24 protein-coding genes are annotated in these 25,022 nt (G+C 59.8%); 14 read left to right on the top strand and 10 right to left on the bottom strand.

What is annotated here, in order from left to right:
* Window positions 1-147 precede the first annotated feature (147 nt).
* From JFT91_RS14975 to JFT91_RS14960, 4 genes are all read left to right on the top strand, one after another.
* Window positions 148-339, top strand: coding sequence for a hypothetical protein (locus JFT91_RS14975; RefSeq protein ID WP_201232872.1), 192 nt, complete (start codon window positions 148-150; stop codon window positions 337-339).
* 246 nt (window positions 340-585) lie between these two features.
* Window positions 586-2,070, top strand: coding sequence for an NCS1 family nucleobase:cation symporter-1 (locus tag JFT91_RS14970; protein WP_201232871.1), 1,485 nt, complete (start codon window positions 586-588; stop codon window positions 2,068-2,070).
* A 135-nt stretch (window positions 2,071-2,205) separates the two neighbouring features.
* Window positions 2,206-3,489 (top strand): Zn-dependent hydrolase, encoded by a 1,284-nt coding sequence (locus tag JFT91_RS14965; RefSeq protein WP_201232870.1) that lies wholly within the window; start codon window positions 2,206-2,208, stop codon window positions 3,487-3,489.
* 95 nt (window positions 3,490-3,584) lie between these two features.
* Entirely contained in the window at window positions 3,585-4,526 is a 942-nt protein-coding gene (locus tag JFT91_RS14960; protein ID WP_201232869.1) for a DHH family phosphoesterase, read from the top strand.
* Here JFT91_RS14960 and JFT91_RS14955 read toward each other — a convergent pair.
* Together JFT91_RS14955 and JFT91_RS14950 are read right to left on the bottom strand one after the other, a co-directional pair.
* Window positions 4,496-5,362 carry a CAP domain-containing protein gene (locus JFT91_RS14955; RefSeq protein WP_201232868.1) on the bottom strand — a complete coding sequence of 289 codons (867 nt, stop codon included), beginning with the start codon at window positions 5,360-5,362 and terminating at the stop codon, window positions 4,496-4,498. The two genes, JFT91_RS14960 and JFT91_RS14955, sit on opposite strands and share 31 nt — an antisense overlap.
* 273 nt (window positions 5,363-5,635) lie before the next feature.
* Window positions 5,636-6,406, bottom strand: a complete 771-nt coding sequence (locus JFT91_RS14950) for an alpha/beta hydrolase (protein WP_201232867.1) — start codon at window positions 6,404-6,406, stop codon at window positions 5,636-5,638.
* 111 nt (window positions 6,407-6,517) lie between these two features.
* On the opposite strand from JFT91_RS14950, the gene JFT91_RS14945 reads away from it, so the two are divergent.
* Window positions 6,518-7,462, top strand: a complete 945-nt coding sequence (locus JFT91_RS14945) for an aldo/keto reductase (RefSeq protein WP_201202558.1) — start codon at window positions 6,518-6,520, stop codon at window positions 7,460-7,462.
* On the opposite strand, the gene JFT91_RS14940 is transcribed toward JFT91_RS14945, so the two are convergent.
* Window positions 7,459-8,355, bottom strand: coding sequence for a LysR family transcriptional regulator (locus JFT91_RS14940; RefSeq protein WP_201232866.1), 897 nt, complete (start codon window positions 8,353-8,355; stop codon window positions 7,459-7,461). The genes JFT91_RS14945 and JFT91_RS14940 overlap by 4 nt on opposite strands.
* Before the next feature lie 148 nt (window positions 8,356-8,503).
* Between JFT91_RS14940 and JFT91_RS14935 the strand changes: the two genes are divergently transcribed.
* Entirely contained in the window at window positions 8,504-9,529 is a 1,026-nt protein-coding gene (locus JFT91_RS14935) for a zinc-dependent alcohol dehydrogenase family protein (RefSeq protein ID WP_201232865.1), read from the top strand.
* 116 nt (window positions 9,530-9,645) lie between these two features.
* Window positions 9,646-10,812: an MFS transporter gene (locus tag JFT91_RS14930; RefSeq protein WP_242489280.1), complete on the top strand. Its 1,167-nt coding sequence runs from the start codon at window positions 9,646-9,648 to the stop codon at window positions 10,810-10,812.
* On the opposite strand, the gene JFT91_RS14925 is transcribed toward JFT91_RS14930, so the two are convergent.
* A complete protein-coding gene (locus JFT91_RS14925) occupies window positions 10,809-11,702 on the bottom strand; it encodes a LysR family transcriptional regulator (protein WP_201232863.1) in 894 nt (297 codons plus the stop codon). The two genes, JFT91_RS14930 and JFT91_RS14925, sit on opposite strands and share 4 nt — an antisense overlap.
* A 113-nt stretch (window positions 11,703-11,815) precedes the next feature.
* Here JFT91_RS14925 and JFT91_RS14920 point away from each other — a divergent pair, with 113 nt between their 5' ends.
* The 3 genes from JFT91_RS14920 (at window position 11,816) to JFT91_RS14910 (ending at window position 15,113) form a co-directional block, all read left to right on the top strand.
* Complete coding sequence (locus tag JFT91_RS14920) at window positions 11,816-13,216, top strand: amidohydrolase family protein (RefSeq protein WP_242489279.1); 1,401 nt, start codon at window positions 11,816-11,818, stop codon at window positions 13,214-13,216.
* A 3-nt stretch (window positions 13,217-13,219) separates the two neighbouring features.
* Window positions 13,220-13,708 (top strand): DMT family transporter, encoded by a 489-nt coding sequence (locus JFT91_RS14915; RefSeq protein WP_201232862.1) that lies wholly within the window; start codon window positions 13,220-13,222, stop codon window positions 13,706-13,708.
* Between the two features lie 154 nt (window positions 13,709-13,862).
* Window positions 13,863-15,113, top strand: a complete 1,251-nt coding sequence (locus JFT91_RS14910) for an OprD family porin (RefSeq protein WP_201232861.1) — start codon at window positions 13,863-13,865, stop codon at window positions 15,111-15,113.
* A 1-nt stretch (window position 15,114) separates the two neighbouring features.
* On the opposite strand, the gene JFT91_RS14905 is transcribed toward JFT91_RS14910, so the two are convergent.
* On the bottom strand, window positions 15,115-16,008 hold the full coding sequence (locus JFT91_RS14905) for a LysR family transcriptional regulator (RefSeq protein WP_201232860.1): 894 nt from the start codon (window positions 16,006-16,008) through the stop codon (window positions 15,115-15,117).
* A gap of 128 nt (window positions 16,009-16,136) precedes the next feature.
* Between JFT91_RS14905 and JFT91_RS14900 the strand changes: the two genes are divergently transcribed.
* Complete coding sequence (locus JFT91_RS14900; protein ID WP_201232859.1) at window positions 16,137-16,607, top strand: (R)-mandelonitrile lyase; 471 nt, start codon at window positions 16,137-16,139, stop codon at window positions 16,605-16,607.
* A gap of 103 nt (window positions 16,608-16,710) precedes the next feature.
* Here JFT91_RS14900 and paoC read toward each other — a convergent pair whose 3' ends face one another.
* From paoC to JFT91_RS14880, 4 genes are all read right to left on the bottom strand, one after another.
* Window positions 16,711-18,909 (bottom strand): aldehyde oxidoreductase molybdenum-binding subunit PaoC, encoded by a 2,199-nt coding sequence (gene paoC / locus JFT91_RS14895; protein WP_201232858.1) that lies wholly within the window; start codon window positions 18,907-18,909, stop codon window positions 16,711-16,713.
* A complete protein-coding gene (locus tag JFT91_RS14890; RefSeq protein ID WP_201232857.1) occupies window positions 18,906-19,862 on the bottom strand; it encodes an FAD binding domain-containing protein in 957 nt (318 codons plus the stop codon). The genes paoC and JFT91_RS14890 overlap by 4 nt, the downstream gene beginning before the upstream one ends.
* Window positions 19,859-20,482 carry an aldehyde dehydrogenase iron-sulfur subunit PaoA gene (gene paoA, locus JFT91_RS14885; RefSeq protein WP_201226989.1) on the bottom strand — a complete coding sequence of 208 codons (624 nt, stop codon included), beginning with the start codon at window positions 20,480-20,482 and terminating at the stop codon, window positions 19,859-19,861. The genes JFT91_RS14890 and paoA overlap by 4 nt, the downstream gene beginning before the upstream one ends.
* Before the next feature lie 261 nt (window positions 20,483-20,743).
* The gene (locus tag JFT91_RS14880; protein ID WP_201232856.1) at window positions 20,744-22,498 is read right to left on the bottom strand and encodes an L-lactate permease; all 1,755 of its coding nucleotides are present in this window, start codon (window positions 22,496-22,498) and stop codon (window positions 20,744-20,746) included.
* Window positions 22,499-22,742: 244 nt separating this feature from the next.
* Between JFT91_RS14880 and JFT91_RS14875 the strand changes: the two genes are divergently transcribed.
* Window positions 22,743-22,946: a hypothetical protein gene (locus JFT91_RS14875; protein WP_201202566.1), complete on the top strand. Its 204-nt coding sequence runs from the start codon at window positions 22,743-22,745 to the stop codon at window positions 22,944-22,946.
* Window positions 22,947-22,988: 42 nt separating this feature from the next.
* Here the strand turns inward: JFT91_RS14875 and JFT91_RS14870 are convergent, their stop codons facing one another.
* A complete protein-coding gene (locus JFT91_RS14870; RefSeq protein ID WP_201233226.1) occupies window positions 22,989-23,261 on the bottom strand; it encodes a hypothetical protein in 273 nt (90 codons plus the stop codon).
* A 274-nt stretch (window positions 23,262-23,535) separates the two neighbouring features.
* Here JFT91_RS14870 and JFT91_RS14865 point away from each other — a divergent pair, with 274 nt between their 5' ends.
* On the top strand, window positions 23,536-24,615 hold the full coding sequence (locus JFT91_RS14865) for a hypothetical protein (protein ID WP_201232855.1): 1,080 nt from the start codon (window positions 23,536-23,538) through the stop codon (window positions 24,613-24,615).
* 2 nt (window positions 24,616-24,617) lie between these two features.
* Window positions 24,618-24,971, top strand: a complete 354-nt coding sequence (locus tag JFT91_RS14860; protein ID WP_201226986.1) for a DUF1428 domain-containing protein — start codon at window positions 24,618-24,620, stop codon at window positions 24,969-24,971.
* Window positions 24,972-25,022 lie beyond the last annotated feature (51 nt).

Here is a 25,022-nt window from a genome sequence, read left to right as displayed (position 1 = left end):
CTAAATGTTTTATTGATGTACAGCGGTGCAGGGTGTATTCCTGTCAGTGCTGTCAGGAATAGAAGCTAGTCTCAGTTCTGGAATAGATCAAGATTATTTTTTATAAGCTTATAGTTGTTTTAACTCATTGAAAAACAACGATAAAAAATGAAAGTCACCAAAATGGTGAGGCTGCTCACCATTTTGACGCACTTGACAGGATGGAAATATGAGCAAGATTTCCTATGTGAAATCAGCCGCTTGAAGTTGAGCTGCGGTTGTTCGCACAGCATGAAAATAAATGCAGTGCACCAGTTTGAGTCCTGTCTGTTCGGACAACTTGCCGGACGTTTAGCCTGAGCGTTCAGACAAGTATTCGCGGACTCACTCGGTGAATAATTAAAACTGATAGATATCAGAAAGTTGCAAAGCGTTTGAAACACCGCCCGATGCGCAAGCGGGGCACCCGGCACGTTTATTGATGCCGCCGCTGACACCGTGGCCGGTGCATGAAAGTTGTCAGTTCCTCCGGCCATCGTCCGGTTCGCACCTGTGTGTGCAGCCGCCCGATGAGCAAAAATAATCAAAAAAAACCGTGGAGCAGCCATGCAACAGAACAGATCGCAAGTAACCGAGCGCGACGGCTTGTTCGAGCTCGAAGCCGGCAGCGACGTCCTCGACAGCCCCCGATACAACCACGACATGGCACCGACCAAGGTGCGCGAACGAACCTGGAACAAATGGCACATCACTGCGCTGTGGGTCGGCATGTCGATCTGCGTGCCGACCTACACCCTCGGCGGCGTGCTGACGGCGTACTTCGGCTTGAGTGTCGGTGAAGCGCTGCTGGCCATTCTGTTTGCCAACGTCATCGTGCTGATTCCCCTTACCCTGAATGCTTTTCCCGGTACCAAGTACGGCATCCCGTTTCCGGTACTGCTGCGTTCCTCGTTCGGCATCCTCGGTTCCAATGTGCCGTGTCTGATTCGCGCATTGGTGGCGTGTGGCTGGTTCGGGATTCAGACGATGTTTGGCGGCCTGGCGATTCACCTGTTTCTCGGCTCGGTGTTCGAGGGCTGGAAATCCCTCGGCGGCACGGGGGAGGTGATCGGCTTCATGATCTTCTGGGCGTTGAACCTGTGGGTGGTGATTCGCGGCGCCGAGTCGATCAAGTGGCTGGAAACCTTGTCGGCGCCACTGCTGGTGGCGGTCGGCATCGGCTTGCTGGTGTGGGCGATGCCCAATGTGTCGATGACTGAACTGCTGGCGATCCCACCGAAACGTCCTGAAGGCGCCAGTGTGGTGAGTTACTTCGCTGCCGGGCTGACGGCGATGGTGGGGTTCTGGGCAACGTTGTCGCTGAATATTCCGGACTTCAGCCGCTACGCCAAAAGTCAGAAGGATCAGATCCTCGGGCAGATTTTCGGCCTGCCACTGACGATGTTTCTGTTCGCCTCCCTCGGCGTGATCATGACCGCGGCGTCGGTAAAACTGGTCGGTGTAACGGTATCTGATCCGGTTAGCCTGATCGGTCATATCCAGAGCCCGGTGTGGGTTGCGGTGGCCATGGCGCTGATTATCATCGCCACACTATCGACCAACACCGCCGCCAATATCGTCTCGCCCACCAACGACTTCCAGAACATCGCTCCCAAGGTGATCAACCGCACCAAAGCGGTGTTGCTGACCGGGTTTGTCGGGTTGGCGTTGATGGCCCATGAGTTACTGAAGAAGCTGGGTTTGATCGTGTCCGACGTTAGCCTGGAAACCGTGTATTCGAACTGGTTGCTGGGTTATTCGAGCCTGCTCGGGCCGATTGCCGGGATCATGGTGGTGGACTATTTCCTGATCAAGAAACAGCAACTGGACCTCGCCGGGTTGTACCGCGATGACGTTTATCCGGCGTGGAATCGGGCCGGTTTTCTCGCCTTTGGGGTGCCGGTGGTGCTGACGTTGCTGTCGCTGGGTAGCGATGCGTTCAGCTGGTTTTACAGCTATGGCTGGTTCACCGGCTCGGCGCTGGGCGGATTGATTTATTACGGGTTGTGCGTGATGCGCGCGCAGCCTTCTGCCGTGAAAACAGCGGTGTAGCGGCCGGCCTCTTCGCGAGCGGGCTCGCTCCTACATTTGAAATGCATTTCCCCTGTGGGAGCGAGCCTGCTCGCGAAAGCGATCTACCAGACACCAGAGAAATATCCATAAGAAACGCAGCCTGAGGAGATCCCCATGAACGCAGCCGTAGACGTTCTGCAATCGACCCATCAGCACATCAACCGCGACCGCTTGTGGGCGTCGCTCATGGAACTGGCCAAGCTCGGTGCCACGGTCAAGGGTGGCGTCTGTCGCCTGGCCCTGACCGACCTCGACCGCCAGGCCCGCGACCTGTTCGTGCAATGGTGCAAGGACGCCGGATGCAGCGTCACGGTCGATGAGGTCGGCAACATCTTCGCCCGCCGTCCCGGTCGCAATCCCAACCTGCCGCCGGTGATGACCGGCAGCCACATCGACACGCAACCCACCGGCGGCAAGTTCGACGGCTGCTTCGGCGTACTCGCTGGCGTCGAAGTGCTGCGTACGCTCAACGACCTCAACGTGGAAACCGAAGCACCGCTGGAAGTGGTGGTCTGGACCAATGAAGAAGGCTCGCGTTTCGCCCCGTGCATGATGGGCTCGGGCGTGTTTGCCGAGAAATTCACCCTCGAAGAAACCCTCGCCAAAGTCGATGCCGATGGCGTCACCGTGGGCGAAGCGCTCAATGCCATCGGTTACGCCGGGCAACGCAAAGTCAGCGGGCACAAGGTCGGCGCCTATTTCGAAGCGCACATCGAACAAGGCCCGATTCTCGAAGACGAACAGAAAACCATCGGCGTAGTGCTCGGCGCGCTGGGACAGAAGTGGTTCGACCTCAAGCTGCGTGGCGTCGAAGCGCACGCTGGCCCAACCCCGATGCACCTGCGCAAAGATGCGCTGGTCGGGGCATCGGTGATCGTCGGTGCAGTTAACCGTGCCGCCCTCGGCCATCAACCGCACGCGTGCGGCACCGTCGGTTGCCTGCAAGCCTATCCCGGCTCGCGCAACGTCATCCCCGGCGAAGTGCGCATGACCCTCGACTTCCGCCATCTGGAACCGGCGCGTCTGGATTCGATGATCGCCGAGGTCAAGCAAGTCATTGAAGCTACCTGCGAAGAACATGGTCTGACCTATGAACTGACGCCGACCGCCGACTTCCCGCCGCTGTACTTTGAAAAAGGCTGCGTCGAAGCCGTGCGCGGCGCCGCCAAAGGCCTGGGTCTGTCGCACATGGACATCGTCAGCGGTGCCGGGCATGACGCGATTTTCCTCGCCGAACTCGGTCCTGCGGGGATGATCTTCGTGCCGTGTGAAGGCGGGATCAGCCACAACGAAATCGAAAACGCAGCGCCGGACGATCTGGCGGCGGGCTGTGCAGTGTTGTTGCGGGCAATGCTGGCGGCTTCGGCGATGGTCGCGGCCGGTAAAGCCGCCGCATAAACATCAATAGATCGCAGACCTGTGTAGGCGCTGCCACAGGCTGCGATCTTTGCCTGTCACCCAAATGTCATGGAAATGTGTGATGTTGCCAGCCCATGAAAATCATCACTTCTGGCGCGTCCTATCTGGACATCGACGCCTACGCCTGCTGCATTGCCTACGCAGAATTGCTCAATCTGCAAGGCATTCCCGCCCGCGCCGTGAGTAGCGCAAAACCCAACGCCAGTGTTTCCAGCACCGTGCGCGGTTGGGGCAATTTCTTGCACGACGCGGCACCGATGCCCGGCGACGAATTTGTCTTGGTCGACGTTTCCGACTATCACCACTTTGATCCAATGGTCGTGCTCGATCAGGTCGTGGAAGTCATCGACCATCATCCGGGTAACGAAGATTATTGGGCAAAGAAACTTGGTTTAGCCGCCGACATCCGCCCGATCGGCGCAGCGGCGACTCAGGTATTTCAGCGCTGGCTGGCGGCCGACTTGCTGCATCGAATCAGTCAGCCAAGCGCCGCGCTCCTGGCCACCGCGATTCTCGACAACACCCTGAATTTCACCAGCCAGATGACCACGCCAGCGGACATCGACGCCTACGCCGACCTCGCGCCACGGGCGAAACTGACGAAAGACTGGCCCGAGCAGTATTTCCTCGAATGCCAGGCCAGTATCGAATCAGACCTTGTCGGTGCATTGGCAGTTGATTTGAAACGGATGAAACCCGAAAGCAATCTGCCGCAGATCTTTGCGCAAATGACCGTGTGGGATGCCGATGCGTTGTTGCAAAAACACCGGACGACGATGAGCCACTGGATGGCGAAGCAGGGCGAAGACTGGCTGCTGAACCTCATCAGCATTCGCGACCGGAAAAGCTGTTTGCTGGCGCCTGCCGACGTCAGCCAACAAAAGCTCAATCAGTTATTGCCACTCGACTGGCAGGCGGGAATGGCTGTGCTGAAACCCTCAATACTGCGCAAGGAGTTGCTGAAACTGGGACTTGGCGCGGCCGGTCAGGGCGCGCCGAACAGCATCGTCCAGTAAACCCCTTCATCACTGCGCGCCTCACTGGCAAACCCGGCCCCGACCTGGGTGAACATCGGGTTCATCAGATTGGCGCAATGCCCGGGACTGGCCAGCCAGCCGGCCATCGCCTTGCCTGGTGAACTCTGTCCGGCGGCGATATTTTCGCCGATCTGCCGGCCGCGAAAACCCGCTGCTCTGGCGCGATCTGCCGGCAAGTCACCGTCCGGATCACGGTGGGCGAAGTAATTGCCGTACGCCATGGCTTTACTGTGGCCCTGAGCCGCTGCGCCCAGTGCAGCATTCCAGCTCAGCGGTCGTGTTGCGGCGAAACGCTGGCGCCCGCACATTCTTGGTCGCGCGCGCGCGGCGTTGACTTCGGCGAGCAACGCTTTGCCGACGCTGCGGTTATCCGCCACACGACTGTCGAGCACCGGTTGCGCCAGTACCACTTGCCATTCGCTGCGAGTGCGACTGATGCCGATGTCGGCGTAGGTCGCATCGAGCAGCGCGCCGCAATAGTCGCTTTGCAGCAGGTCGAAAGCCTCTTCGGCATCCTGCGCCCCGACAATGCGGATGCTGCGCACCGCCACCGCCGAGTAACCGGACGACTTCAGTGCTTCGCGCAAGCCACCGCCATAGCGATAGCCGACCGGCAAGGCGAGGTTCGACTTCAGCGCCAACGGCGCCAGGCGTTGCACGGGGCGCCGATCGCAGCGTTGCGGGTGGGCGCGATAGTCATTGATGGCAGCCACCAGTTGGCGCTCCGCGCCGGCATGCGCGGTTTCAGCTAACAGGGGCGAAAGGATCAGCAGGCACAGCGAAACCAGGCGAGACGAGCGAACGGCGTGGCGCATGAGACGGGCAGCTCTGAAGGAGGACAGCGCAAAAGTTGAGTGAACCGCAGAAAGCGGCGCGGGTAGGACTGGGGATTCGGGACTTGGTTCAAGGGGCGGAGCGACGATTCAGGGACATGGGCGGTGGTTTGTCTGGCGCTATCGCTGGCAAGCCAGCTCCCACAGGGTATGGAGTCGTCCACAAAAAACTGTGTTCACCGCAAACACTGTGGGAGCTGGCTTGCCAGCGATGGCGCCCGCCCAGCCAACACAAAAAGTACAGGCAAACCCTCATCAGCGATTCAACACTTCCCCCATCCATTCCAGATACTGCACACGGTCCGAAATCGAGTTATGCCCTGAATTCGGCACAATCTTCAGCGTCGCCACGCCTTTGGGGAAGTTCTCCAGCAAGCGTTGCGTACTGTCCCGCGCAATCACCTCGTCGTCACTCGCGGCCAGCAGCAACGTTGGCACGCGAAGATGCGCGGCGTATTTGCCCGACTCGTAGCGATCCTTGAGCAACCATTTCACCGGCACCCACGGATACTGTTTCACGGCGATTTCTTCGAGGCTGTTGTACGGCGTCACCAGAATCAGTTTTTCCACCGGCCGCTGACTGGCCAGGCGCACCGCGACGCCCGAGCCGAGGCTGCGCCCGATGACGGCAACCTGCGGATGGCTGGCGTACACCTGATCAAACAGCGCCAGCGCATCCTCGGCAATCGACTCCTCGGAAGGCGAACCGCCGCTGCCACCGAAGCCACGGTAATGCAGGAAATACAACGCGTAATCGGGAAACGCTGCGGCGAACTCCGGCGGGTTGCGCGAGACGTCTTCGGCATTGCCGCCGAAATAGATCAGCGCCCGCGCCCCGACGCGTTCGCGCGTGGACACCCAGATCTCTGCGTCGGGCATCGATAGCTTCAGCCGAGACTGTGCAGAATCGACGGCGGCAGGCTGCGGAAAATAGATCAATGAGCGCTGAAAAAAGAACAGCGCCGCACACAGCGCCAGGTACACGGCGACGATCAATACGACGAGTGACATCAGGGTTCGGGACATTCGGCTACTTTTAACGGGTATGAAGGTGTGCTGTCGCAGTGTAGTCCAGCGGTCAGGCCAGACTGCCTGCGCACACAACATGCAACAGATCCACGCAACGGGGTCACCAGCATGCACCACACTGAAGGGTACTCGCGCCGCCGACTGCTCACGCTGGCTGCCGGCGTTTCGGTAGTTTTCACGTTTGACCGGGCGCTGGCCACTGCCACGTTGCCGAGCGCCTCAGGAGGCCAGACCATGCAGACCCGCGCCATCCCTTCCAGCTCCGAGTTGCTGCCCCTGATAGGGCTGGGCACCTACCGCGGCTTCGATGTCGCGCCCGGTGACACAGCCTATAAACAACTGCCAGCGGTGCTCGACGAGTTGTTCAGGAAGGGTGGCACCCTGATCGACAGTTCGCCGATGTATGGCCGCGCCGAAGAGACCACCGGTGAGTTGCTGTCGATCCACGAACCGCGCTCGCCGGCCTTCCTGGCCACCAAGGTATGGACGCGCGGGCGCGAGGAGGGCATTGCGCAGATGGAAAAATCCTTCAGCCTGCTGCGCACCGATCGCATCGACTTGATGCAGATCCACAACCTGCTCGACTGGCAAACTCATCTGCCCACTCTGCGCGATTGGAAAGAGCAGGGGCGCATCCGCTACATCGGCATCACCCATTACACGCCCTCGGCTTACGATGAAGTGGAAGCGGTGTTGCAGGCTGAAAAAATCGACTTTCTGCAAATCAACTACGCCCTCGATGACCGTGGTGTGGAGAAACGCATCCTGCCGTTGTGCCGTGAGCGCGGCGTAGCGGTGATCTGCAACCGGCCGTTCGGCGGCGGTGGCTTGCTCGCGCGCCTCAAGGGCAAGCCGCTGCCAGCGTGGGTGTCGGATGTACAAGTCAACAGTTGGCCGCAATTGGCGCTGAAGTTTTTGCTCTCGCACCCGGCAGTGACGTGTGTCATTCCGGGAACGAGCAATCCGCGCTACATGGCTGACAATGCCGGCGCCGGGTTCGGGCCTATGCTGACGGATGCGCAGCGCCAGCAATTGATTGCGTTGGTGGGTTAGGTTGATGTTTGCGCGGGAAACAGATGCTCTTTGAGAAAGTCAATAAACACTCTCAGTTTCAACTGTGGATGCTTGCCCGAGGGCCACATGATTCGGTAGACGCCGGTTTCCGAACAGTCGGGCAGGATGCGTTGCAACTGCCCGCATGCCAAGGCGTCACTGACGCAAAAGTCCGGCAGGTAGGCAATACCAATACCTCGCAGTGCAAAACAGATCCGTGCTTCGAGGTTGTTGCAGACCATTGAGGTCGGTAGTTGCAGATCGACTTCCTGGCCAGCTTCGCGCAAGGGCCAGACCTGTAGCTTGCCGGTGTTGGGAAAGCGAAACTGAATGCACGAATGGCTGAGCAGATCCGTAGCCTGTTGTGGCTCGCCATGCGTCTGAAAGTAGCTCGGAGCGCCCACCAGAATCATCCGATAACTGCCGATCAGGCGTGAGGTCAGACTGGAGTCCGGCACCTCTCCGGCGCGCAACACCGCGTCGTAGCCTTCCTCAATCACATCCACCCTTCGGTCATCGAAAGTCAGATCAAGATCTACTGCCGGATAGGTTTTCTTGAATTGTGCCAGCACTGGTAAAAACGGCTCGCCCACCAGTGGCAAACTGATTTTGAGGCGGCCACGGGGTGTGGCGTGGGTCTGAGAAAACTCCTCTTCAGCGGCTGCGATTTCACCGAGGATGCGCAAACTGCGTTCAAGCAGTCGCGTGCCGTCCTCGGTCAGCATGACACTGCGCGTGCTGCGATTGAACAACCGCACGCCGAAACGCTCCTCCAGACGCGTGATGCTTTTACCGATGGCTGACGCGGAGACCCCGAACAGACGTCCCGTCGCGACGAAACTGCGGGTTTCGGCTACCGACACAAAAACGCTCAACGTGTTCAAGCTGTCCATGACGATTCTCAATGCCTGCGCAGGTGCTCACTTTACCTTAGCCATTACGGAAAAAATTGTCCGTAAGTACCGGAACGCAGACCTGCTTAATCTCGGTAAGTGGCAGCTTTTACTATCAGCGCCACAGTCCACTACCGAGATTATTGTCATGTCTGACTCAATGCAGCGTTGGGAAATTTCCGCGTTTGGCCTCGATAACCTCAGCCTGGTTCAGGCAGCGCGTCCAACCCCGAAAGCCGGGGAGATTCTGGTGAAAATCGAAGCCGTCTCGCTTAATTATCGCGATACCCAAGTGGTAGAAAACGGCATGACGGCAGCGCTGAAGTTCCCCTTCACGCCCGCCTCGGACATGGCCGGCACCGTGGTTGCGGTGGGTGAGGGCGTGACTCGTTTTGCTGTCGGTGAGCGAGTGATCTCCACTTACATTACCAACTGGATCGACGGTAATCCCAAGACGTGGGCGGAAATGCCAACCCAGGGCGGGCCGATTCCGGGCATGTTGGCTGAATACGTGGTGACCCCGGCTGAATGGTGCGTTCGCGCACCCAAACACCTTGGCGCCGTCGAAGCGAGTACGTTGCCGATAGCCGCACTGACGGCATGGATGGCATTGATCGAACTCGGCCATTTGCACACCGGGCAAACGGTGGTGGTGCAGGGCACGGGCGGCGTTTCGCTTTTCGCCGTACAACTGGCGGCTGCCAGCGGTGCCAAAGTGATCGTCACCAGCAGCAGTGACGAGAAAATCGCCCAGGCCATCGCGCTCGGTGCTACCCACGGCATCAATCGCACGACTACACCCCAATGGCACAGCGCAGTGCTGGAACTGACCGAGGGACGCGGCGCCGATCACATTCTGGAAATGGCCGGCGGCGACAATCTCGGGCGCTCCCTGCAAGCGGTCGTACCTGGCGGTCGGGTGTCGATTATCGGCCTGCTCGACTCTGACGAATTGCGCACGCCGATCATGCCGCTGCTCGGCAGCCGTGCCTCGATTGTCGCGGTGGCCGTCGGCCCACGTCGCGCATTCGAGGACATGGTGCGGATGATCGACCACCACGGGATCAAACCGGTAATCGATGCGACCTATGCCTTCGATCAGGTGCGCGAAGCGTTCGCTCATCTCAATCGCGGCGCGTTTGGCAAGGTTGTGGTTGATTTCAGCAAGCCCTGACGCCCATCCATGAAAGCCTTGTTGGCGCTGGCCTGCCGGCTCCAACAAGGGGCCGTGTGTTGTTCACTTTCAGTGTGTGAGTTTTTATGAGCCGTTCTCCGCATCCCATGTCTGTCATGCCTTTTATCATTCTCGGCCTTTTCGGGCTGTACACCCTGGAACTTGGCGTGGTCGGCATCCTGCCGCTGATCGTCGAGCGTTTCGCCGTCAGCGTCGCCCAAGCCGGGTTGTTGATGAGCCTGTTCGCCTTCATCGTCGCTGTTTGCGGGCCATTTCTGGTGTTGGTCTTTTCTCGTTTCGAGCGCAAGAAGGTGCTGGTCGGAGCGCTGTTGTGTTTCTCGTTGTGCAGTGTTTTCTCCGCTTACGCGCCGACCTATTCGACGTTGATGGCGCTGCGTGTACTGCCGGCGATGTTGCATCCGGTGTTCTTCTCGGCAGCGTTTGCGGCAGCGATTTCGTTGTACCCCAAGGAGCGCGCAACCCACGCAACTACCACGGCGTTCATCGGCACAACGCTGGGACTTGTGTTTGGCGTGCCGCTCACCGCATGGCTGGCGGGGCGTTTTTCCTATGAAGCGTCGATCCTGTTTTGCGCGGTGGCGACATTGCTGGCCGGGCTTGGTTTGCTGCTGAAATTGCCACACCAGAAAGCGGCGCCGGAGAGTTTCTCCAGCCAGTTATCAATCTTGAAAAAGCCGCCGGTCTGGCTGGCGATCATTGCGACAGTGCTGGTGTTCACCGCCAAGTTCTCGGTGTACAGCTATGCCGCTGAATACCTGAAGAACCAGACAGGTCTGGACGGTGAAACCATCAGTTTCCTCCTGGTGATTTTCGGTGTCGGCGGGGTACTCGGCAATTTGTTGGCCGGACGTGCCCTGGCGAATCATCTGGTGGCGACGGCGCTGTCATTTCCAATTCTGCTGAGCATCGCTTACCTGATTCTGGCCAGCTTCGGCAGCGCTTCGGTAGGTTCGATGTTGTTGATCGTGTTGCTGTGGGGCGCCATTCATACCAGCGGCATGATCATCACGCAGATGTGGCTGACCGGCACCGCACCTGAAGCGCATTCGTTCGCCACCAGTTTGTACGTGTCGGCGGCCAACGCCGGGATTGCCCTGGGCTCGTGGATCGGCGGGGTGTTCATCGACACCTGGGGGCTGCCGGGCACGATCTGGTGTGGCCTGCTGTTCGCGTTTTTATCGCTGCTGACCCTAGGCGCCAAAGCGTTGCTCTATGGCGGCGCTGAAGCGTTTGCGCCGATGCGTGGTGCCAGCGCTGCTTAATGCGCGTTACGCAGGGCGCCGATGAATGCCTGCAATGCCGACGACATCTGCCGGTTGCTGGGGTAGTACAGGTAAAACGCGGGGAAGGGCGTTGACCACTCTTCCAGCAATGCCACCAGTGCGCCGCTGTCCAGTTCGTCTTTGATCCATTCACGGATCCACACCGTGATGCCTAAACCATCCAGCGCCGATTGCATGGCAACGGCGCAGTCACTCACCACCAGCGAACCTTTCACGCTCAGTTCGAACGGCAGACCGTCGCGGAAAAACCGCCATTTGTACAAACCGGTTTCGCCAGAGCGGCGCCAGTTCACGCAACGGTGTTGTAACAGATCGGCAGGTTCCTGCGGGCGTTGTTTGCCTTGCAGGTAGTGTGGCGAGGCGATGGCGATTTGCGTCAACGGCTCGCTGAGCTTGAGCGCAAACATGTCCTGTTCGATGAATTCTCCCAGGCGGATCGCCGCATCAAAACCCTGGGCGACGATGTCGGCGGTGCTGTCATCGGTGGTCAGCTCGAGTTTGATGTCCGGATAGGCTGCTTGAAACGCCGGCAGTATCGGCTGAATGAAATGCAGCATCGCCACCTGCGGCGCACAGATGCGCAGGGTGCCTACTGGCGTGTCGCGGTAATCATTGAGCTGTTCCAGTGCCGACTCCAGATCGGCAAAAACCTCTCCCAGCCGCTCGAACAGTTTGCCGCCAGCCTCGGTGGTGGAAACGCTGCGCGTAGTGCGGTTGAGCAGACGCACGCCAAGACGTTCCTCCAGACCTTTGATGGTCTGGCTCAGCGCTGAAGGCGAAACCCCCAGCGATTGCGCAGCGCGAGAAAAATTACGCTCGCGTGCGACGGCGAAAAACGCCCGCAGATGGCCAAACTCTTGATCACGCATTATGTATTCTCAGCTTCATAATGTTTGTAGGTGTTTCAGTATTCTAAATAAAGGCTTCCAGTCAGACAATGCGGCTACAGGCCAGTGTGCCAACCCCTGTCGAGGAGCCTTTCATGTCATTCAATACCTATTTCGATGTTCTGACTTCCGCGCTCGCGCCATTGCCCGACGCGCAGCGATTGCTGTTGATCAAGGGCGGCACCGTGATCACCAAGGACGAGCGATTGGGCAATTTCATCGAAGGCGACGTGCTGATTCGCGGTACGGAAATTCTCCAGGTCGGTACAGGGCTTGAAGCGCCGGATGCCGAAGTGATCGACGCCAAAGGCATGATTGTGATCCCGGGCATGGTCGATACCCATCGCCACGCGTGGGAAGGGCAGTTGCGCCGGATCAATCCCAATTCGCAGTCCCTGGAAGATTACTGCAACGCCACGCATTTCTCGTTCGCCAAATATTACCGCCCGCAGGATATGTACGTCGGCAATCTGTTGACTGCATTGGGCGCGATCAACGCCGGCATCACCACGTTCATCGATAACTCCCATAACGCTCGCAGCGGCGCGCATTCTGATGCGGCCATCGATGCCTTGCACGATGCCGGTATCCGCGCCGTGCATGCGCCGGGCGCGCCTTTGTCGGGTGAGTGGGAGTCTGTGCAATGGCCGGGTGATCTGCGCCGCATCAAGGACAAATATGCCGGTTCGCCCGATTCACTGGTGACGCTGGCGATGATGGCGCAGATCGACCGCGAACAATGGGCGGTCGCCCGTGAGCTGGGTCTGCCCATCGTTACCGAGTTCTTCGGCGCCGCAATGGCGGCGGAGCTTGAAGCCTTGAACGAAGAGGGACTGCTGGGACCGGACAACATCTTCAATCACTGCACCTGCCTGCCGGATCAGGGCTGGTCAATCCTGCGCCGCGCCGGGGTAAAGGTGAATGTCTGCCCGCGCTCCGATGCCCACTACGGTCTGGAGGACGGCGTTTTCGCCTGGCAGAAAGCTGTAGATCACGGCATGAATCCGGGCCTCAGCGTCGACAACGAAAGCTCCTATGGCGGCGACATGTTCGGTGAAATGCGCGTGGCGTTTTACCTGCAACGTGCAGCGGCGCATACCGCACGTTTTCATGGCCAGCAAGCACCGGAACTGGTCAGTGCAGCACAACTGCTCAAAGCGGCGACCCTCGATGGCGCCGCGTGTGCAGGCCTCGAAACGCGCATCGGCAGCCTCACGCCGGGCAAACAGGCCGACATCGTGCTGATTCGCACCGACAACCTCAGCGTGTACCCGTCGAGCAATGCCTTGGGCACCGTGGTGCATGCGGCGGAACGAGGCGACATCGACACTGTGATCATCGCCGGGCGCATCCGCAAACAGGCTGGTGTGGTGTTGGGCGTGGATCGTGAGCAACTGCATCGAGCCACTGAGGAATCGCGCAGTCATCTGTTTGCCGCAGCTGGCTACAGCCCCGATCCCTTCGCGGAGCACTTCGCTCCATTGCACTCACACTGAGAGGTGGCCGGTCATGATCCTGATGTCTTTTTTCTGGCCTTGCTGGCCGGTGTGGCAATTGCCGTGCAAGCGGCGGTGAACAGTCAATTGGCCGGGGCCATGAGCGGCAACACACTGGCAGCAGCGTTCTACTCGTTTCTCAGCGGCATGTTCGTACTCGGTGTGCTGGCATGTCTGCGGGGTGGATTGGGCGATGCGTTGAGCGTCATTCCTGCGCAACCCGGCTGGCGGCTGGTGGGCGGCATCCTCGGCGCCGGCGCGATTTTTTGCACCGTATGGCTGGCGCCACGCATTGGACTGGCGAACTTGTTGGTGTTGGTGATCGCCGGGCAACTGTTGTCGTCGGTGGCGATTGATCACTTCGGCTGGCTCGGTGCAGCGGTGCGCCCGGCGGCGTCAATCAAGATTGCTGGCGCAGTGGTGGTGTTGCTGGGGGTGGCGCTGACGCTATTCGGTGAACGGCTGATCGCACTGCTCGCCAGACCTTTCTGACGCCCGGTTATCCCTTGCAGGAGTGAGTCTGCTCGCGATGGAGGTTGTGCACTCAACATTTTTCGTGACTGCAATTGCGCTATCGCAAGCAGGCTCACTTCTACAAGGGTTGCGGGGCGCCTGAACCTTCCATGAATACTTCACAGGTGTCGTCATGCCTGAATTCACTCAGTTCGGAATGCGCAATGGATTGCTGTTGCTCGCCATTTTCAGCGGTTGGGTTCACGCGGACCTCTTCGCCGATTCCCACGCTTCGTTCGAAACCCGCAACGTTTACTTCAATCGTGACTTTCGAAATGGACCGTCAACGCAACAGTCCAAACGCGAAGAGTGGGCGCAGGGATTGATGTTCAACTTCGAATCCGGTTATACCCCCGGCATGCTGGGCTTCGGTCTGGATTTACTGGGTATGGTCGGCGTGCGTCTCGACTCCAGTCCGGACCGCGCCGGCAGTGGTCTGTTGCCCGTACGCAGCGACGGGCGTGCGGCCCGTGAGTACGGCAAACTGGGCGTGACGGCCAAGGTCAGATTATCGAAAACCGAGCTGAAGGCCGGTGCGCTGATTCCGGTCCTGCCGACACTGCGACCGCAGGACGGGATGATTTTGCCGCAGACGTTTCGTGGTGCGCTGGTGGTGTCGCAAGACCTGCCCGGCATGGTGCTGACGGCCGGCCAACTGGATCGGGTCAAGGGCCGCAACGACACGAGTTACGAACCGATTGCGCTGAACAACAAAAACAATCGATTTGCCACCAATGCGCAGGGTGCGCATCTGAATATGCTCGGTGTCGAGCGTCAGCTCAGCGATACGCTAAAGGTCAGTTATCACTACGCGGCATTGAGCGATGTCTACGATCAGCACTATCTCGGACTGACCGATACGCGGCCGATGGCCGGGGGCACGGTGAGCAGCGATCTGCGCTTCTTCTCCAGTGAAAGTCAGGGCGCGGCCAAGGCCGGAAAAATCAGCAACCAGTCGCTCAACGGCTTGTTTGGTTACGCCGCTGACGGGCACAAAATCAGCGTCGGTTATCAGGCGATGATCGGCAACAACGCGTTTCCGTACATCGAAGGCAGTGACGCGTATCTGGTCAACTACGCACAGATCGGCGATTTCGCCGAAGCACAGGAGCGTTCAAGGCAGGTGCGTTATGACTACGATTTCGAACATTCAGGCATTCCCGGGCTGACGTTCATGAGCCGCTACATCGACGGCGATCACGCGCAAGTCGCCAGTAGCCGAGGCGCCGAGTGGGAGCGTGATACCGAGGTGAAATACGTCATTCAGAGCGGCACATTCAAGGACCTCGCCTTGCGCCTGCGCAACGCTTCGTATCGCTCGTCGTTCAGTCGTGATGCCGATGAAACGCGGATTTTGCTGACGTACACCAAAGCCCTCTGGTGACTTATCCGCGATGCCGCAACGCCTCCAGCAACAACGCGAATGCCGGTGCGGCCTGGCGCCGGCTCGGGTAGTAAAGGTGGTAACCGGCGAAGGTCGGGCACCAATCTTCCAGCACTTGCACCAGGCGGCCGTCGGCCAGATACGGCGCGACGATATTCTCCGGTATATAGCTCAGGCCGAATCCGTCCAGCGCGGCGTCGAGCAACGGGTAGACGCCGTTCAGGATGATTTGCCCGGACACCCGCACTTTCAGGCTTTCGCCATCTTTCTCGAACTCCCAGCTGTAGAGCCCGCCATTGGTGGGCAGACGCAGATTGTTGCAAGCGTGGTCGGTCAGCTCACGTGGGGTTTTCAGGGCGGGGCGGCGGGCGAAATAACCGGGTGAGCCAACCACCGCCATGCGCATGTCCGGCCCGATGCGAGTGGCAATCATGCCCTGCGCAACGTCTTCGCCCAAACGAATGCCGGCGTCGAAACCCTGACCAGCGATGTCGACAAAACCGTAGTCGCAGCTGACTTCGACGGCAATATCCGGGTACTTCGGCAAAAACGCCTTAAGTACCGGGCGCAACAACCAGTCCAGCGAATGGTCAGTAGCATTGATGCGGATTTTGCCCGCCGGTGTTTCGCGCAGAGTGCTCAGGGCCGCCAGTTCCAGTTCGATCTCTTCGAAACGCGGGCCGATGGTCTGCATCAGGTGTTCGCCGGCCTCGGTGGGCGAGACGCTGCGGGTGGTACGGGTCAGCAGGCGCAGCCCCAAGCGGGCTTCGAGGGCGCGAATGGTGTGACTGAGCGCCGATTGCGAAACGCCGAGCTTGGCGGCGGCTTTGGTAAAGCTGCGCTCGCGTGCCACGGCAAGAAAGGCGAGCAGGTCGGTGGCGTTTTCGCGAAGCATTGATGAGTGTCCTGCATAAGTTTTTTCGAATTCTAGTCGATTATTCGCAGAGTACCGACCGGTAAAGTGAACGCATGTCCCGTGTAGGCGGTGCCGCACGGGTTTGGCGAAACTCTGGAGGACTTGTCATGAATCCGCTAACCGCTTCCGCGCTGACGCTTTCCCTGCTGGCCGGCGAAGTTCAAGCCAATGAAAATCCGCGTGTGACCGTGATACCCAATGGTTCTCAACCTTCGGCCCGTGGCCCGGCGGATTGGTTCACTGGCACGGTGCGCGTCGACGCGCCATTCAAGGGTTCTGATGAGGCGCGAGTCAGCGGCGCCACCGTGACCTTCGAACCGGGTGCGCGGACGGCGTGGCATACGCATCCGCTGGGGCAGACGTTGATCGTGACTGCCGGGGCTGGTTTTGTGCAGGAGTGGGGTCAGCCGGTCAGGGAAATCCGTCCGGGTGATACCGTATGGATTGCGCCGGGTGCCAAACATTGGCATGGCGCACTGCCGACGACGGCGATGACGCATATTGCAATTGCTGAAGTGCTCGACGGTAACGTCGTGGAGTGGATGGAGCAGGTTAGCGAAACACAATACCCACTGTAGGAGCAGCGGCAGGCTCGGGCGGCGATCGGACGATCTTTTGATTTTGATGTTTAAAAAACAAGATCAAAAGATCGCAGCCTGCGGCAGCTCCTACAGGGGCGTTTCAGATCATCTCCGGCAATGAAGAGAGGATTTTGTCGAGGGTGATCGGGTAATCCCGCACCCGTGCTCCGGTGGCGTTGTAGATTGCATTGGCCACCGCCGCACTGACGCCGCAAATGCCCAGTTCGCCGACACCCTTGGCCTTCATCGGCGAGGAAATCGGGTCGGTCTCATCGAGGAAAATCACCTCTTGATGCGGGATGTCGGCATGCACCGGGACCTCGTACCCCGCCAGATCATGGTTGACGAAAAAGCCAAGCTGCTTGTCCACCGCCAACTCCTCCATCAACGCCGCGCCGACGCCCATGGTCATTGCGCCAATCACCTGACTGCGTGCTGCTTTGGGGTTGAGAATCCGGCCCGCCGCACACACCGCGAGCATGCGTCGCACGCGGACTTCACCGGTCGCCGCATCCACCGCCACTTCAACGAAATGCGCACCGAAAGTCGACTGCTGATACTGCTTGGCGAGGTCGGCGAATTCGATGCTGTCCTCGGCCTCGACGGCGCCATTTTTTGCCGCATCACGCAGCGGCAGAGTCTTGCCGCCGGCGCGCACCTGACCCTCGGCGAATTCGACTTCACCGCCGGTCATGCCCAGTTTCGTTGCCACGGCCTCACGCAGTTTCATGCACGCGGCGTACACCCCGGCGGTCGAGCAGTTGGCGCCGAATTGGCCACCGGAACCGGAGGACACCGGGAAGCTCGAATCGCCCAGATGTACCGTCACATCCTTCAGTTCAACGCCCATCATCTCGGCGGCTGTCTGCGCGATGATCGTATAACTGCCGGTGCCGATATCGGTCATGTCGGTTTCCACCGTAACCTTGCCGTCGCGCTCCAGTCGCACCCGCGCGCCGGACTTGATCAGCAGGTTGTTGCGAATGGCCGCTGCCACGCCCATGCCGATCAACCAACGCCCTTCGCGGCGCATACCCGGTTGTGCATTGCGCTGGCTCCAGCCGAACTTGTCGGCACCGGTTTGCAGGCATTCAATCAAGCGTCGTTGGGAAAACGGCCGCTCGGTTTTTACCGGGTCGACCTGGGTGTCGTTGAGGATACGGAACTGAATCGGATCGAGTTTCAACTGCTCGGCCATTTCATCCATGGCGATCTCCAGCACCATCAACCCCGGGGTCTCGCCGGGTGCGCGCATGGAATTGCCTTCCGGCAGGTCGAGCGGTGCGAGGCGCATGCTGACCTGCCGATTCGCGGCGGCGTACAGCAATTGGCTGGGCTGCGCGGCGACCTCGACTTTGCCATCGGCGAGATTGCCCGACCAGCCCTCATGCGCGATTGCCGTGAGTTTGCCGTCCGCCGTCGCGCCCATACGGATGCGCTGAATGGTGGCGGGGCGATGCGTGGTGTTGTTGGCCATTTGTGGACGGGCGAGGGCGACCTTTACCGGTCTGCCGGCCATGCGTGCGCCCAGGGCGGCGAGAATGGCATCCGCGCGCACAAACAGTTTGCCGCCGAACCCCCCGCCGATGTAGGGCGAAATCAGCCGGACATTTTCCTTGGGTAAACCGAGGGTGGTGGCGATGTCGTCGACGCTCCAGGCGATCATCTGATTCGACGTCCACAGCGTCAGTTGATCGCCTTTCCACGCCGCCAGCGTGGCGTGCGGCTCCATCATCGCGTGGGACTGATCCGGCGTCGTGTAGGTCTGATCAAACTGCACTGGCGCGGCGGCGAAAGCCTTGGAGAAGTCGCCGTGACTGACGTCGGGCAGTTCTTCTTTCGGCTCGACGCCCTGGTCGCGCACGCTGGCCAGATCGAATTGACCTTTGGCGGCAATGTAATCGACCTTGACCATTTGCGCAGCGGCGCGGGCCTGTTCGAATGTCTCGGCAACTACCAGCGCGACAGCCTGGTGGTAATGCTGGATGTCTGGCCCGGCCAACAAATGCGCAGCGTTGTATTTGCCTTTGCCGAGCTTGCCAGCATTGGCCGCCGTGACGATGGCCAGCACACCGGGCGCGGCTTTGGCCTGCTCAACGTCAAGGTTGTTGATGCGGCCTTTGGCAATCGCTGAGCCGACCATGAAACCGTAAGCCTGATTGGCCAAGGCTTCGTGCTGTTCGTAAGCGTAGGGCGCCTGCCCGCTGGTCTTCAGCGGGCCTTCGATGCGGTCGGTGGGTTTGCCGATGACCTTCAATTGGTCGATCGGGTTGGTAGTGGCGGGCGTATCGAATTTCATGCCTGCTCCCTCGCTTGCGCCAACACCGAACCGAGCGTGCGCTCGACCAGGGTCAGTTTGAATTGGTTGTCGTGGGTGGGCGTAGCGCCATCGAGCAGACGTTCGCTGACGGCTTTCGCGCCGTCGGGCAGCAGCGCTTCAGCGGCTTCGACCCGCCACGGTTTTGGTGCGATGCCGCCGACGGCGACGCGGCCGGTGCCGTCCTTTTGCACAATCAAACCGACCGAGACCAGCGCGAACGCATAAGACGAGCGATCGCGCACCTTGTGATAAATGTGCGTGCCACCGAGCGGTGCGGGCAAGGTCACGGCGGTGATGAATTCGCCGGGGGTGAGGCTGGTTTCGACATTCGGCGTGGTGCCCGGCAATTGATGAAAATCGACCATGGCGATGCGGCGAGTGCTGCCGTCAGGTTTCACCGTTTCTATCTGTGCATCGAGCGCACGCATGGCGATGGCCATGTCGCTGGGGTGAGTGGCGATGCACGCGTCACTGACGCCGATGATTCCCAGTTGCCGGCTGACCCCGCCAATCGCTGCGCAACCGCTGCCGGGTTTGCGTTTGTTGCAGGCCTGGTTGACGTCATAAAAGTACGGGCAGCGTGTGCGTTGCAGCAGGTTGCCGGCGGTGCTCGCCATATTGCGCAACTGGCCGGAAGCGCCGGCCAGCAAGGCGCGCGAAAGCAGGGCGTAGTCTTTTCGGACGCGGCTGTCGGCGGCCAGATCGGTATTGCGCACCAACGCGCCGATGCGCAAGCCACCCTCGGCTGTGGCTTCGATCTGATCCAGCCCCAAGTGGTTGACGTCAATCAGTTGCAGCGGAGTTTCGATGTCGAGCTTCATCAAATCGAGCAGGTTAGTGCCGCCGGCAATGAACTTCGCACCGTCTATTTGAGCGGCTAGCGCGGCGGCTGCGGCAGGCGAGTCGGCGCGGTGGTAATTGAACGGTCTCATGCCGGCACCTCCGCGACTTCGCTGATGGCTTCGATGATGTTCGAGTAGGCACCGCACCGGCAGATATTGCCGCTCATGCGTTCCTGAAACTCAGCGGCGATCAGTTGTGGCGGCTCAGTCAGACTGGCGCTGACATGACTGGGAATGCCGTCGCGGATTTCCTTGATGACAGCGACCGCCGAACAGATCTGCCCGGGCGTGCAATAACCGCACTGATAGCCATCGTGTTTGATGAACGCGGCTTGCATCGGGTGCAAGCTGTCGGGCATGCCGAGGCCTTCGATGGTGGTGATCGCGCTGCCTTCGTGCATCACCGCCAGGGTCAGGCAGGCGTTGATCCGCCGACCGTCGGCGATCACCGTGCAAGCGCCGCACTGGCCGTGGTCACAGCCTTTTTTAGTGCCCGTCAGGTGCAGGTTTTCGCGCAAAGCGTCGAGCAGAGTGGTGCGATTGTCGACCTCTAACGCCCGTGGTTTACCGTTGACGTTGATGGTTACTTTGCTCATGGCCGGTTGCTCCAGATTGGCCGCATAGGCCTTGAGGCTGATGAACGGTGGCATCGCGAACGCCGTCGCGGTGACGGCGCCGAGGATCAAAAATTTGCGTCGGGAAATCGTCATGGTTCGATTCCTGTTCTCTCTTCATCAGGGCAGCAGGGTTGTGAATGGGCCGCTGAGGCACGCCGGCATGCTTGCCAGTCTCGTTCTACGAGTGACTGCTGGAGAAAGGAAAAGGTTTTTGCGGATTTTCGCTATAAAGTTATGCGCACAGCTCATCAATCAACTTGTCCTCTGTAGGAGTTGCCGAAGGCTGCGATCCTCTGATTGTAAAAAACAAGATCAAAAAATCGCAGCCTTCGGCAGCGCCTACGCGGGTTGGGGTCAGTGTCCGCCAACCACCATATGGGTGAACGGCGCCACATACGCCTGCAAGGTCACCAACCCGCCGACCAGTATTGCCAGCACAATCGAGTGGAAGAACACATAGCGCAAAATTTCGCCTTCATGCCCATACCAGCGGGTTGCGGTGGAGGCGACCACAATCGATTGCGCATCGACCATTTTGCCCATCACCCCGCCTGAACTGTTCGCCGCCGCCATGAGGATCGGGCTGATCCCGAGCTGCTCCGATGTCACTCGTTGCAAGCCGCCGAACAGCACGTTCGAGGCGGTATCCGAACCCGTCAACGCCACGCCCAGCCAACCGAGCAAGGTGCCGAACATCGGATAGAAAATCCCCGTCGCCGCAAACGCCAGACCCATGGTCGCGTCCAGCCCCGAGTAGCGCGTGAGGAACCCCAGCGCCAACATCGCCGCAATGGTGATCAGCGAAAAGCGCACCACCCACAGGGTGCGCAGGTATTGCTTGATCAGTTGCGGGATCGAATAGCCCATCAGCAATCCGCCGACAATCGCCGCCAGCAGAATTCCGCTGCCGGTGGCGGTGAACCAGGTGAATTTGTACACCGCTTCCTCGGCTTTCGGCGCGGGCACCACAGGCGGGACTTTCTCGACTTGCAGGTGCAGTGTGGTGAAGGTCACGGCCGGGGCGAAAATACGGTTGGCCTCGTTGAGCGGTTTGCCTTGCGGATCGAGTTTGGCCGAATGCGTGACCGGATCGATGGCCGGGCGCACGTCGAAAATATTCTTGAAGCCTTGGGTGCCCCAGGCAAACACAAACACGGTGAGGATGATCCACGGCATCCACGCACGCATCACTGCCGGACGCGCCTGATCGCTGAACGCAGCGCTGGCGGTGACTTTTGCTTCCTCGACTTTAGAGTTGTCGACGCGCCCCGACAGCGCCGCCGAGGTGTGAATCGTCGCCGGTTTCCACACCTTCAAAAACAGCGTCAGGCACGCCATGGAAATCAGCGCGGCAATCACATCCACCAGCATCGGCCCGTGGTAATTCGACACGAGGAATTGCGGCACGGCGAAGCTGACCCCGGCCACCAGAATCGCCGGCCATATCTCCAGCATCTTGCGCCACCCGGCGAAGGCCCAGATCAACCAGAACGGCACCAGCACGGAGAAGAACGGCAGTTGCCGACCGACCATCATCGACAGCTCCATTTCATCCAGACCGGTGACTTTGGCCAGGGTGATGATTGGCGTGCCGAGCGCACCGAAGGCCACCGGTGAGGTGTTGGCGATCAAGGCCAGGCCAGACGCGGCCAGCGGTGAGAATCCCAGGCCGATCAAAATCGCCCCGGTCACCGCCACAGGCGTGCCGAAGCCTGCCGCACCTTCGAAGAACGCCCCGAAGCAGAAGGCGATCAACAGCAACTGCAAGCGTCGATCGTCGGTGATCCGCGCCAGTGAATCCTGCAGCACTTTGAACGAGCCGTTTTCGGTGGTCAGGCGATGCAGGAAGATGATGTTGAGCACGATCCAGCCGATCGGCAACAAGCCGTTGGCCGCGCCGAACAGCGCCGCCGAACCGGCCATGCTCGCCGGCATGCCGAAGGCGAAAATTGAGATCAGCAGCGCCGAACCGAGGGCGAGCAGGGCGGCCAGATGCGCCTTGACGTGGAAGAACGCCAACGCCGCGAGCATCACCACCACTGGTACGGCGGCCATGAGCGTGGAGATCACCGGGTTGCCGAACGGGTCGTAGATTTGTTGCCAGACCATGTGCCACCTCTGCTTTTTATTCTTGAGGGCGCAGGTCCGTTGCGTGGGTGTCGTCAAGAAGCAGTATAGGTGGCATTACGCCGCTGTTCGGTCAGGCCGATTAAGGCGATAAACGGTCATCGATGGCCACTGAATCAAAGCGCTTTTGCCCGGTCGTATGGGCGGCTGCGCGCACCGCGTCCTGAAGGCGAGGGCAGCGCAGACCGATTCCGTCGTCAAGACCTTGGTTTTAGGGAAGTGTTGAATGAAGCGCGCTACAACGATGCTGCTGACCGTAACCGCCGCCGTATTGCTCGGTGGCTGTGTGGCGGATTTTGATGATGACCACCGTCATGGCCGGCACTACGATCGCGACCACGGACGCAATTACGACCATGACCGCCGTTGGGATGACCGCGATGACGACCGCCGCGACGGCCGTCGTTACCGTGATCGCGATGATGATTGATTGAACCGAAGAGGGCGCCCCGCAATGGGACGCCCGTTGTTGTTAAAAATGAGCGCTCGCCCGGACGCTGGATCGCGCAGGCACTGAGGCCTCGATGTCCAGCAAATGGGTGGCGAGTATGTCGCTCAGAAAGCGGAACTGATCGTTGATGCCGACCACTTCATTGTTGAAATGATTGCTGGCGGCGGGCATCAGCAAATCTTCGAAATCTTCGTTGAACACCAGTGCCTGGGTTTTGTGCGACACCGCGTGCTGGTCGTAAAAATTGTTGCCGAACACCGGGAAACTCACGGAGAGTGCGATGGTGTGAATCATGCTGTGAACTCCTCGTTGCGTTTCGGATGGGGCAATCGTGCCTTTGGAGGGCGGCGTGCGGAAGGCAATCGTCGCGATGGTGTATATCGACAGCATTGATGGTTGGGATGATGGCCTCTTCGCGAGCAGGCTCGCTCCCACAGGGAAGCGCATTTCAAATGTGGGAGCGAGCCTGCTCGCGAAAGCGTCATTCGGGCCGCAACCGGACAAACGGCCCATCACCGGCGCCTATACTCAAATCTGCCTATCTCCTGACTTGAAGGAAACCGCCACCGTGACCCTGCGTGCGCTGGCCCTTGCCGCATTGTTTCTGCTGGCCGGCTGCGCCTCTTCGGTGCGGGCCCCTGCGCCAGCGTCGGCAGTGGTGGTGTCGCCCGCAACCTGGCAGCAGATCGACCGCGAAATCGTCAGCGCCTCGCAGCAGTCCACCGAGCAGGTCAAGCTGTTCGCCCGTGGCTCGATGGAACATTGGCGCATTCGTGTCTATGAGCAAACTGAAGAAAATTTCATCCCGTGGTTCAGCAGCTACTGGACCCAGGAATGGCTGTCGATGAAGGTCAGTTGGTACACCATGAGCGCCAGCGGCGAACAGGACGCATCGGCCAAACGTCTGGCGGCGTATCTGCTTGAGCAATATCAGGAAAGGGTGCTGGCGCCGGTGGCGGTGGAGATCGATCCCGACGCCATCCTTGGCCAGGCCACAGCGTTTTATGCGCAACTGATGGCGCAGCAGATGCCGATCATCGCCCAGCGTCACAGCGTGCCGATTGCGCAGCTCAATGCCCGGTTGCAGAAGGTCCCGGCCATTTCCCTCGGTCCACCACCCGCGCGCGATGCATCGTTGTTTCAGGTCATCAGCACCGAACCGCTGAACACGCTGCCGGCGTATGCCGCGCTGATCGACAAGATCCACACCGACGGCGGCGCCAAGGGCATCGCCTCGACGGACGCCGGCATGGCACCTGTAGCGAAAAGAGCCAGCCAGCGAATGGAGGCGGAAATGGCCCCGCGCGGTGCTGCCAGCGCCGTTGCCGCCGCCGCAGGCAAGCTGGTCGGCGGGCTGATCTCGGTGGGCGTGGTGGGCATCCGCGCGATCCTCCAGGCCAATGACCGCCCCGACAGCGAGGCGCTGATTCGCAGCAGCCTGGGCAATACCTTCGACAAAGCCTGGCTGAAACTGGTGCAGAGCCCGACCACCGGGGTCATGGCTGGCACGCTGCACATGGCCGGGAAAGTAGAAAGCAGCCTTGGCGGGGGCGCAGAACCGTCGGTCGGACGGGGCGTGGAGAATGTCGAATGGCGCCCGCCGGATTCGACTACTCAGCAGATCGAACCCACCGTACAAGGAGAATAATCATGGCTTACATCGATATTTTTGTTGCACCGGTTCCGACCGCCAATCGTGAGCAGTACAAAAAACACTGTGAGATCGCCGCGAAACTGTTCAAGGAATACGGTGCAACGGATGTCGTTCAGTGCTGGGGCGATGACGTGCCGGAGGGCAAAGTCACGTCATTCCCGATGGCGGTAAAACTCAAGGACGGCGAGACGGTTTCGTCCGGCTGGCTGATCTGGCCAGACAAAGCCACCCGCGACGCCGGCATGGCGAAAATGATGGAAGACCCGCGCATGCAACCGGACGTCAACCCGATGGGGTTTGATGGCCAGCGCATGATCTTTGGCGGGTTCAAGAACATCCTTGAATCCTGAACCACGCACACATCCCTGTAGGAGTGAGCCTGCTCGCGATGGCGTCTGCAG

It is taken from the genome of Pseudomonas sp. TH08, from assembly GCF_016651275.1.
GTDB lineage: Bacteria > Pseudomonadota > Gammaproteobacteria > Pseudomonadales > Pseudomonadaceae > Aquipseudomonas.
Note: the sequence above shows the minus strand (reverse complement) of the source record. Positions and strands in the feature narration are given on the sequence as shown.

Bases quoted from the DNA above. Each gene is read 5' to 3' on its own strand.
- JFT91_RS14975 (WP_201232872.1), top strand. From the start codon at position 148: ATGAAAGTCACCAAAATGGTGAGGCTGCTCACCATTTTGACGCACTTG.
- JFT91_RS14970 (WP_201232871.1), top strand. From the start codon at position 586: ATGCAACAGAACAGATCGCAAGTAACCGAGCGCGACGGCTTGTTCGAG.
- JFT91_RS14965 (WP_201232870.1), top strand. From the start codon at position 2,206: ATGAACGCAGCCGTAGACGTTCTGCAATCGACCCATCAGCACATCAAC.
- JFT91_RS14960 (WP_201232869.1), top strand. From the start codon at position 3,585: ATGAAAATCATCACTTCTGGCGCGTCCTATCTGGACATCGACGCCTAC.
- JFT91_RS14955 (WP_201232868.1), bottom strand. From the start codon at position 5,362: ATGCGCCACGCCGTTCGCTCGTCTCGCCTGGTTTCGCTGTGCCTGCTG.
- JFT91_RS14950 (WP_201232867.1), bottom strand. From the start codon at position 6,406: ATGTCCCGAACCCTGATGTCACTCGTCGTATTGATCGTCGCCGTGTAC.
- JFT91_RS14945 (WP_201202558.1), top strand. From the start codon at position 6,518: ATGCACCACACTGAAGGGTACTCGCGCCGCCGACTGCTCACGCTGGCT.
- JFT91_RS14940 (WP_201232866.1), bottom strand. From the start codon at position 8,355: ATGGACAGCTTGAACACGTTGAGCGTTTTTGTGTCGGTAGCCGAAACC.
- JFT91_RS14935 (WP_201232865.1), top strand. From the start codon at position 8,504: ATGTCTGACTCAATGCAGCGTTGGGAAATTTCCGCGTTTGGCCTCGAT.
- JFT91_RS14930 (WP_242489280.1), top strand. From the start codon at position 9,646: ATGCCTTTTATCATTCTCGGCCTTTTCGGGCTGTACACCCTGGAACTT.
- JFT91_RS14925 (WP_201232863.1), bottom strand. From the start codon at position 11,702: ATGCGTGATCAAGAGTTTGGCCATCTGCGGGCGTTTTTCGCCGTCGCA.
- JFT91_RS14920 (WP_242489279.1), top strand. From the start codon at position 11,816: ATGTCATTCAATACCTATTTCGATGTTCTGACTTCCGCGCTCGCGCCA.
- JFT91_RS14910 (WP_201232861.1), top strand. From the start codon at position 13,863: ATGCCTGAATTCACTCAGTTCGGAATGCGCAATGGATTGCTGTTGCTC.
- JFT91_RS14905 (WP_201232860.1), bottom strand. From the start codon at position 16,008: ATGCTTCGCGAAAACGCCACCGACCTGCTCGCCTTTCTTGCCGTGGCA.
- JFT91_RS14900 (WP_201232859.1), top strand. From the start codon at position 16,137: ATGAATCCGCTAACCGCTTCCGCGCTGACGCTTTCCCTGCTGGCCGGC.
- paoC (WP_201232858.1), bottom strand. From the start codon at position 18,909: ATGAAATTCGATACGCCCGCCACTACCAACCCGATCGACCAATTGAAG.
- JFT91_RS14890 (WP_201232857.1), bottom strand. From the start codon at position 19,862: ATGAGACCGTTCAATTACCACCGCGCCGACTCGCCTGCCGCAGCCGCC.
- paoA (WP_201226989.1), bottom strand. From the start codon at position 20,482: ATGACGATTTCCCGACGCAAATTTTTGATCCTCGGCGCCGTCACCGCG.
- JFT91_RS14880 (WP_201232856.1), bottom strand. From the start codon at position 22,498: ATGGTCTGGCAACAAATCTACGACCCGTTCGGCAACCCGGTGATCTCC.
- JFT91_RS14875 (WP_201202566.1), top strand. From the start codon at position 22,743: ATGAAGCGCGCTACAACGATGCTGCTGACCGTAACCGCCGCCGTATTG.
- JFT91_RS14870 (WP_201233226.1), bottom strand. From the start codon at position 23,261: ATGATTCACACCATCGCACTCTCCGTGAGTTTCCCGGTGTTCGGCAAC.
- JFT91_RS14860 (WP_201226986.1), top strand. From the start codon at position 24,618: ATGGCTTACATCGATATTTTTGTTGCACCGGTTCCGACCGCCAATCGT.